We start from the raw sequence: 7,668 nt of genomic DNA, 5'->3' as shown, positions 1-7,668 counted from the left end.
CAGACCTGCGCGGTGCCCGCCTGACCGACGTGGTGAATCAAAGATGAATTCTTCGCGTTGAAGAAGCCTTAAATCATTTCATCGACATTGCGCGGATGACGCGCGGAATTCGTTTGTATCTCGTCGGCTCCGTCGTCCTTGTATCGCTTGCGGGTTGTGGTCGAGGTCTGTTTCAGACCGAGGAGCGCGAACCCTGGCGTGCCGAGGCAGAAGTCGCATGCCTGAAATCCGGGACCGTGAAAGAGGGGGCCGATCTCGTTCGGATCAACCCGATTTCCGGGCCGGGGGTTTGCGGCGCCGAATTTCCCCTGAAGGTCGCCGCATTGGGCGAGAGCAGCGGCAGCTTTGGCTTTGCCGATGAGTTGCGGCCCCCCGGCAGCGTTGGCAACGCCTCCAACCAGCCGCGCTGGCCGGTGCAGCAGCAACCGATGGCGCGGCCCGCACCAGCCTATCCCAATTCATATCCCGACACCGCAGCACGCCAGCCGCAACCCGGCTACGGCGGCACTGCCGGCGCGCCGATCTCGCTGAATGCCCCCGGCGTTCATCCGGAAGAAGAAGAGGTCGAGCAGCCTGAGGCGCCACCGCAAGCGGCGCCGCAGCCCCGCGCGCCATACGGCCGTTACAGTTCCGGCGTGCAGGCCGCGCCGCCACAGGATTATGCTCCGCAACGGCTGGGTCCGGCGCAGGGCAACGTCACCGGTTCGGTCGGCCCTGTAACTCTGAAGCCCACCGCGACGCTGGCCTGTCCGATCGTTTCCGCGCTCGACAAGTGGCTGGCGGAGGCCGTACAGCCCGCGGCGATGCGCTGGTTTGGCTCGCGGGTCGCCGAGATCAAGCAAATCTCCGCCTATTCCTGCCGCGGCATGAACGGCAATTCGCGCGCGCATATCTCCGAACACGCGTTCGGCAACGCGCTCGACATCGCCTCCTTCACGCTGGCCGATGGCCGCAAGATTTCCGTCAAGGATGGCTGGAAGGGCATGGCGGAGGAGCAGGGCTTTCTGCGCGACGTGCAGGGCGCGGCGTGCCAGGTGTTCAACACCGTACTCGCGCCGGGCTCCAACGTGTTCCACTACGATCACATCCATGTCGATCTGATGCGCCGTTCCAGCCGCCGCATCATCTGCCAGCCGGCCGCGGTGTCCGGCGAACAGGTCGCTGCCCGTGCCATGCCGCGCAGCGGCTATTCCGGCCGCGATCCGGCATCCACCGGCTCCCTCGGCAGCCGCGCAAAGCCGGGCCGCAAAGCGGCCTATGACGACGCGGAAGATTACAAGAACGAGTAGCGCACGTTCCGTTGCTCTGAACGCGACGTCATACGCCGTATGGTTTCGCGGATCCGGGGCACGATCCCTCAGTCCTGTCGGACCCGATACGCCGCCAAAAACATTCGCGTCGCGCTGTTGACCACCCGTGCGATTTCCGCGGAGGAGGGCGCCGGAGCCGCCTGGAAGATGAACGGCATGAATAGCGATGCCTGGCAGGACATCATGAATTGCGAAGCTGCGAGCTGGCAGTCATCGGTCACGAGTTCGCCGGCGGTCACCCGCGCTTCGAGATAGGTGGCGAGCCGGCCGATCGTCAGCGCGACCACGTTGTTGTAGAAGCGCTGGCCCACTTCCGGCATCCGTTCCGCGATCGCCATCACCGTCCGCGTCGATGATCCGCCGCCGGGGCGGCACAGCAGTTGGATATAAGCGGTGCCGAATTCCTTCAGCGTAGTCTCGGCATCGCGCGACAGATCGAAGTTGAACGCCAGCTTGCCCTGCTCAAGGACTTCCTGCTCCACGATCGCTTCGAACAGCCGACACTTGTCGGCGAAGTAGACGTAGAGCGTCCCCTTCGACACGCCGGCGGCGCGGGCGATCTCGCCCATGCTGCCGCCGTCGAAACCGAGATCCATGAATACCGAACGCGCACCGTCGAGAATCTGGCGGCGCTTGGCGCTGTCCTCATCACCTACCACCGTGAGCGCGACGTGAGGGGTTGCAACCATTGGTTCAGCCTGTCCCGGGAAATTTCAGTTTTCGAAACCCTTCTGAAACGGCGGAAAGCTAGGGTTCCATAGCCGCCAATATAACTTGACCGAACCGTTCGGTCAATGTAAAAGCGGCATATCAGGTTGGACGGATGTCGTTTCCGGCATCGTTCCGTATCCCGTTTTTGAGGAGGCCTCGATGGCCGGACCGCGCGACCACGCTGCCCGTATTGTTCGCCCCGAAGCCGAGGCTGCCGATGCCACGCCGGTCCGCGTCGTCTCTACGGCCTCGGCCGAAGCTCATGCTCATTCCTCCGATGACGCCGTGGCGCGCGGTCCTGCGGATGCCCCTGCCGACAAGCCCGCCGCGCCGGCTGTCGAAGCCAAACCTGCGGCTGCGCCGAAATCCGGCAAGAAGAAAGCCATCCTGCTCGGCGTCGGCGCGTTGCTCGCAGTCGCCGGCGTATATTATGGCGTGCACTACTATCTGGTCGGGCGCTTCATCGTCGCCACCGACGATGCTTATGTGCGCTCCAACAACTCTACGCTGGGCGCGCGCGTCGCCGGCCACATCGCGCAGATTCTGCCCGGCGACAATACGTCGGTGAAGGCTGGCGATGTGCTGTTCAAGATCGATGACGGCGACTATCGCATCGCCGTCGATTCCGCCCGCCGCAAGATCGCCACCCAGCAGGCCACCATTGAGCGCATCGGCCGTCAGGTCACGGCCATGCAGAGCTCGGTCGAACAGGCCAGCGCCCAGATGGTGTCAGCGGATGCCATGTCGAAGCGTGCGCAGCTCGATTTCGACCGTCAGGACGCACTCAGCACCAAGGGCTTCGCGTCGCGCGCGATTTTCGAAACCTCGCAGGCCACGCGCGACCAGACGGCGGCGGCCGTGCTGTCGGCGAAGGCGGCGGTGGATGCCGCACGCGACAACGTTGAAGTCACCAGGGCGCAGCAGAACGAGGCTCGTGCCCAGCTTGCAGAGTTGCAGAGCGCGCTCGACAAGGCCGAGCGCGATCTGACCTTTACCGAGGTCAAGGCGCCGGTCGATGGCGTGTTTTCCAACCGCCTGGTCAACACCGGCGATTTCATCGCGGTCGGTCAGCGGCTCGCCAATGTGGTGCCGCTGGATGCCGTCTACATCGACGCCAACTTCAAGGAGACGCAACTGCGCCGCCTGAAGCCGGGCCAGCCGGTCAGCATCGAACTCGACGCCGACTCAAGCCGCGCCATCGAAGGCACCGTCGACAGCCTCGCGCCCGCCGCCGGCTCCGTATTCACGTTGCTGCCGCCGGACAATGCCACCGGCAACTTCACCAAGATCGTGCAGCGCGTGCCGGTGCGGCTGAAGGTCCCCGCCGACGTCGCCAAGGAAAACCTGCTGCGCGCCGGCATGTCGGTCTATGTCCGCGTCAACACCAAGCCCGGTGCCGAACCCGCGCCCAAGTAGTCAGGACAGCACGATGGCCGCCTCGACCACTGCCACGCCGGGCGCGATCCCGGCCAGCGCCGCGCCGTCCGACAAGATTGCGCCGAAGCGGTTGTTCGCGTTTCTGATCATGGTGTTCGGCATGTTCATGTCGATCCTGGACATCCAGATCGTCTCCGCATCGCTGTCGGAAATCCAGGCGGGCCTGTCGGCTTCGTCCAGCGAGGTGTCCTGGGTACAGACCGCCTATCTGATCGCGGAAGTGATCGCGATCCCGCTGTCCGGCTTTCTCTCCCGGGCGCTGGGCACGCGGATGCTGTTCGCGATCTCGGCGGCCGGCTTCACCGTAGCCTCCCTGATGTGCGGCTTCACCTCGTCGATCGAGCAGATGATCCTGTGGCGCGCGATCCAGGGCTTTCTCGGCGCCGGCATGATCCCGACCGTTTTCGCCTCGGCCTACACCGTGTTTCCCCGCTCGAAATTCCACATCGTCGCGCCGATCATCGGCCTTGTCGCCACCATGGCGCCGACGGTGGGGCCGACCGTCGGCGGCTACATCACCGACGCGCTGTCGTGGCACTGGCTGTTCTTCATCAACGTGGTGCCCGGCATCGGCATCACCATTGGCGTGCTGGCGTTGGTGGATTTCGACAAGCCCAATCTCGCCCTGCTCGATCACTTCGACTGGTGGGGCCTCGGCTTCATGGGCGGCTTTCTCGGCACCCTCGAATATGTCCTGGAAGAGGGGCCGCGCAACGACTGGTTCGGCGACACCTCGATCGCGATCTGCGCGGTGATTTGCGTGATCACCTGCGTGCTGTTCTTCTGGCGCGTGCTGACCGCGCATGAGCCTATCGTCGATATCCGCGCCTTCACCGACCGCAATTTCGCACTCGGATCGATGTTTTCTTTTTGCATCGGCATCGGCCTCTATGGCCTGACCTATCTCTATCCGCGCTATCTCGCGGAGGTCCGCGGCTACAGCGCGCTGATGATCGGCGAGACCATGTTCGTCTCCGGCGTCGCGATGTTCCTGATGGCGCCGATCGTCGGCCGGCTGATGACCAAGGTCGATCTGCGCTACTTGATCGCGCTCGGCCTGGTGCTGTTCGCCACCGGCACCTGGCAGATGACCTGGATCACCAAGGACTTTGACTTCTACGAGCTCTTGGTCCCGCAGATCCTGCGCGGCATGGGCATGATGCTGGCGATGGTGCCGGTTAACAATATCGCCTTGGGCACGCTGGCGCCGGAGCGCATCAAGAACGCGTCAGGCCTGTTCAATCTGACCCGCAACCTCGGCGGCGCGCTGGGTCTGGCGCTGATCAACACCGCGCTGGATGACCGTACCGATTTCCACATCTCGCGGCTGCACGACAAGGTCACCTGGGGCAACGCCATGGCGGTCGAGACGTTGAACAACTTCACGCAGAAATTCCAGGGCATGGGCGACGCCCCGATGATGGCGTTGAAGCAGCTCAACCAGATCGTCCATCGCCAGGCCACCGTGATGGGCTTCGGCGACGCGTTCTTTCTGTTGTCGTTCTTTTACCTCGCGCTGAGCACCCTGGTGCTGCTGCTCAACAAGCCGAACAACCCGGCGGCGGGTGGCGGCGGGCACTGAGGCGCGGCATATTGTTCGGGCCAGGGATTCGTGGTTGAACGGTTGCATGTTCAGCCGCCACTCGCTCGATTCTGGTACATTCCTGCTGGGAATTCAAACTACGTCGGTCCGCTGGATCGTCGGTGCACTTGCCCTCACTGCCTTGGCGTGGCTTGCGGGCCTTGCAGGACTGCTCGCAATTGCCAATCGCGTCCACGACGACGTGCCGATGGCGCTTGCCGTGAAGCTGCCGCTGTTGAAGCTGCGACCCGAGCTCATCTTCGCCGGCGACAGCCGTACCCACTATCAGGTCGATCCCGCTTTGGCGGCCGAATTGACCGGCAGGCCGCAGGGATCAGCCATCAATATCGGCTATGAAGCCGGCGAGCCGCTGGCGGTGCTGGCAACGATCGATCTGGCGCCGGAACGCTTTCGGAATTCCCATCTGGTCATCAACCTGACGCCGCCGATCCTCAATGACGGGGTGCGCACCGCGGGATCCAACACTCAGGATGTCACCGCGCGGATGGGCGTCGCGGGCCAGATCGCGACGTTCATGCCGCTACGGTTGGGAACGCTGATCCGCTTTATCCGCGAGGCGTTCAACTCACGGCTGGCCGCCAGCCAGGGCCTTGCTGACGCGGCCCCGCAGCCTGCGGAGTTTGGTCTGATCCGGCTCGACACCAACCCGCGCTACAAGTGGCCGGACGATCTTAGCTCGCATGCCTTTTACGCGGGTTGGGACCTGTCAGGCCCAAAGGTCAAATACGAAATGGGTGCGTTGTGCGCCATGGTCGGTCGGGTTCGAAAACTGACGGTCGTGTCCCCTCCCTGGGCGCCGCGCTACGATCGCGCCGTCGATGTCGCCTGGGCGAAGATGGACCGCGAGCAGGTCGCGGTCACGGCCGAGGCAGGCCGTCGCTGTGGCTTCGATGTGCTCGACATTCCCTCCGTGCCTGGCTTGCTGCAGTCGCACTTTTCCGACGAGGCGCATCTGAACCGGGCCGGCATTCCGATCTACACGCGGTATCTCATGACCCAGCTAAAGAACTAGCCGGGATGCTGTTCAGCTCGTTCACCTTCCTGTTCCAATTCCTGCCGGCGACCGCGCTGGCCTTTGCCGCCGCGCGAAGGCACTCTCCCCGGGCGGGGATAATGGTGCTCGCCGGCGCGTCGCTGGTCTTTTACGGTGCATGGAAGCCGATCTACCTAGTGCTGTTTCTCGCCTCGATCGGTTTCAATTTCAGCCTGGGACTGCTGATGGCCGATCCGGCGCGGCGCCGCGCCGTCGGGGTCTTCGGCGTCACATTCAATCTCGCGGCGCTATGCTACTTCAAATATACCGGCTTTGCGCTGAACAGCATCGCCGCCCTCGGCGGCCCGCAATTGCCGTTCGACAGCGTCATTCTGCCGCTCGGCATCTCGTTCTTCACCTTCCAGCAGATTGCCTATCTGGTCGACGTGATGCGCGGCGCTAAGGTCGAGCGAGACATCGTCAGCTACACGCTGTTCGTGTCGTTCTTCCCGCATCTGATCGCGGGTCCCCTAGTGCATCACGCCGAGATGATCCCGCAATTCAAGCGTGTAGGCGCGGGGCGCACCGCCGGGATGGCCGCGCGTGGCGTGGCGATCTTCGTCGCCGGCCTGTTCAAGAAGGTGGTGATCGCCGACAATCTGTCGCAGTTCGTGACGCCAGTGTTTGCCCATCTCGATGCCGGCGGCGACGTCACCGCGCCCTGGGCATGGCTCGCCACGCTCGGCTACACGCTGCAGATCTATTTCGATTTCTCCGGCTATTCCGACATGGCGCTCGGGCTGGGCCTGATGTTCGGCATCCGGCTGCCGGTGAATTTCCGCTCGCCGTACCAGGCGACCTCGATCATCGAGTTCTGGCGGCGGTGGCACATCACGTTGTCGCGGTTCCTGCGCGACTATCTCTACATCCCGCTCGGCGGCAACCGCCACGGTGAGATCAGACGCTACGGCAATTTGCTGCTGACCATGTTGCTCGGCGGTCTGTGGCACGGCGCCGGCTGGAATTTTGTAGTGTGGGGCGGGCTGCATGGTTTGTACCTCAGCGCCAACCACCTTTGGCGCGGCATGGCCTCGCCAGCGAACGGCGATTGGCCGACATCGCTGATCAAGGTCGCACGGTGGGCCACGACCTTCGCGGCGGTGGTGATCGCCTGGGTATTCTTCCGTGCCGACACGATTGGCGGCGCGTGGCGCATGCTGGCCGGCCTCGTCGGCGCGGCTCCTTCCGGCGCGGCCTATGTCTCGCCGGGAATTTTGCGCGTCATGGATCTGCCGGTCTTGCTCGACGCGGAACGGCTGCAGCTCGTCGGAAGCATCGCGGTGGCGCTGGCGCTGGTCATCGCTTTGGCGCTGCCCAACGTGCCGCAGATTTTTTGCTACCGCGAATATCGCCGAGCGCCCGAGCCCGCCGTTTTCGTGCGCTGGCGACCGAACGCCGCATGGGCGCTGCTGGTCGCCATCGCCTTCACCATGGCGCTGTTCGGCATGTGGCAGCGGCTGGAGTTTCTGTACTTCCAGTTCTGAGCCCAGCTACACTGGCGGCGCCGGCAATTTTCGCGCCCGCGTGCGCGAGCTGATGGCGACCACCGCCACCACGGCCGCGGCAAACAGCAG

At 64.0% G+C, this 7,668-nt stretch carries 6 protein-coding genes; 5 read left to right on the top strand and 1 reads right to left on the bottom strand.

Annotation, left to right across the window (positions count from 1 at the left end):
* Positions 1–95 precede the first annotated feature (95 nt).
* Positions 96–1,289 (top strand): extensin family protein, encoded by a 1,194-nt coding sequence (locus tag JWR89_RS23465; RefSeq protein WP_299720570.1) that lies wholly within the window; start codon positions 96–98, stop codon positions 1,287–1,289.
* A gap of 68 nt (positions 1,290–1,357) precedes the next feature.
* Here the strand turns inward: JWR89_RS23465 and JWR89_RS23460 are convergent, their stop codons facing one another.
* Entirely contained in the window at positions 1,358–1,999 is a 642-nt protein-coding gene (locus JWR89_RS23460) for a TetR/AcrR family transcriptional regulator (protein WP_299720568.1), read from the bottom strand.
* Positions 2,000–2,180: 181 nt separating this feature from the next.
* Here JWR89_RS23460 and JWR89_RS23455 point away from each other — a divergent pair, with 181 nt between their 5' ends.
* Genes JWR89_RS23455 through JWR89_RS23440 form a run of 4 tightly spaced genes read left to right on the top strand, consistent with a single transcriptional unit; the run spans position 2,181 to position 7,578 of the window.
* Positions 2,181–3,437 (top strand): HlyD family secretion protein, encoded by a 1,257-nt coding sequence (locus JWR89_RS23455; protein ID WP_299720566.1) that lies wholly within the window; start codon positions 2,181–2,183, stop codon positions 3,435–3,437.
* 13 nt (positions 3,438–3,450) lie between these two features.
* On the top strand, positions 3,451–5,040 hold the full coding sequence (locus JWR89_RS23450) for a DHA2 family efflux MFS transporter permease subunit (RefSeq protein WP_299720564.1): 1,590 nt from the start codon (positions 3,451–3,453) through the stop codon (positions 5,038–5,040).
* Positions 5,041–5,086: 46 nt separating this feature from the next.
* Entirely contained in the window at positions 5,087–6,073 is a 987-nt protein-coding gene (locus JWR89_RS23445; RefSeq protein WP_299720563.1) for a hypothetical protein, read from the top strand.
* Positions 6,074–6,078: 5 nt separating this feature from the next.
* Positions 6,079–7,578, top strand: a complete 1,500-nt coding sequence (locus tag JWR89_RS23440; RefSeq protein ID WP_299720562.1) for an MBOAT family protein — start codon at positions 6,079–6,081, stop codon at positions 7,576–7,578.
* Positions 7,579–7,668: the final 90 nt, after the last annotated feature.

Source organism: Tardiphaga sp. (assembly GCF_028290785.1).
In the GTDB taxonomy this organism is placed as follows: domain Bacteria; phylum Pseudomonadota; class Alphaproteobacteria; order Rhizobiales; family Xanthobacteraceae; genus Tardiphaga.
This window is presented reverse-complemented; position numbering and strand designations above follow the sequence as displayed.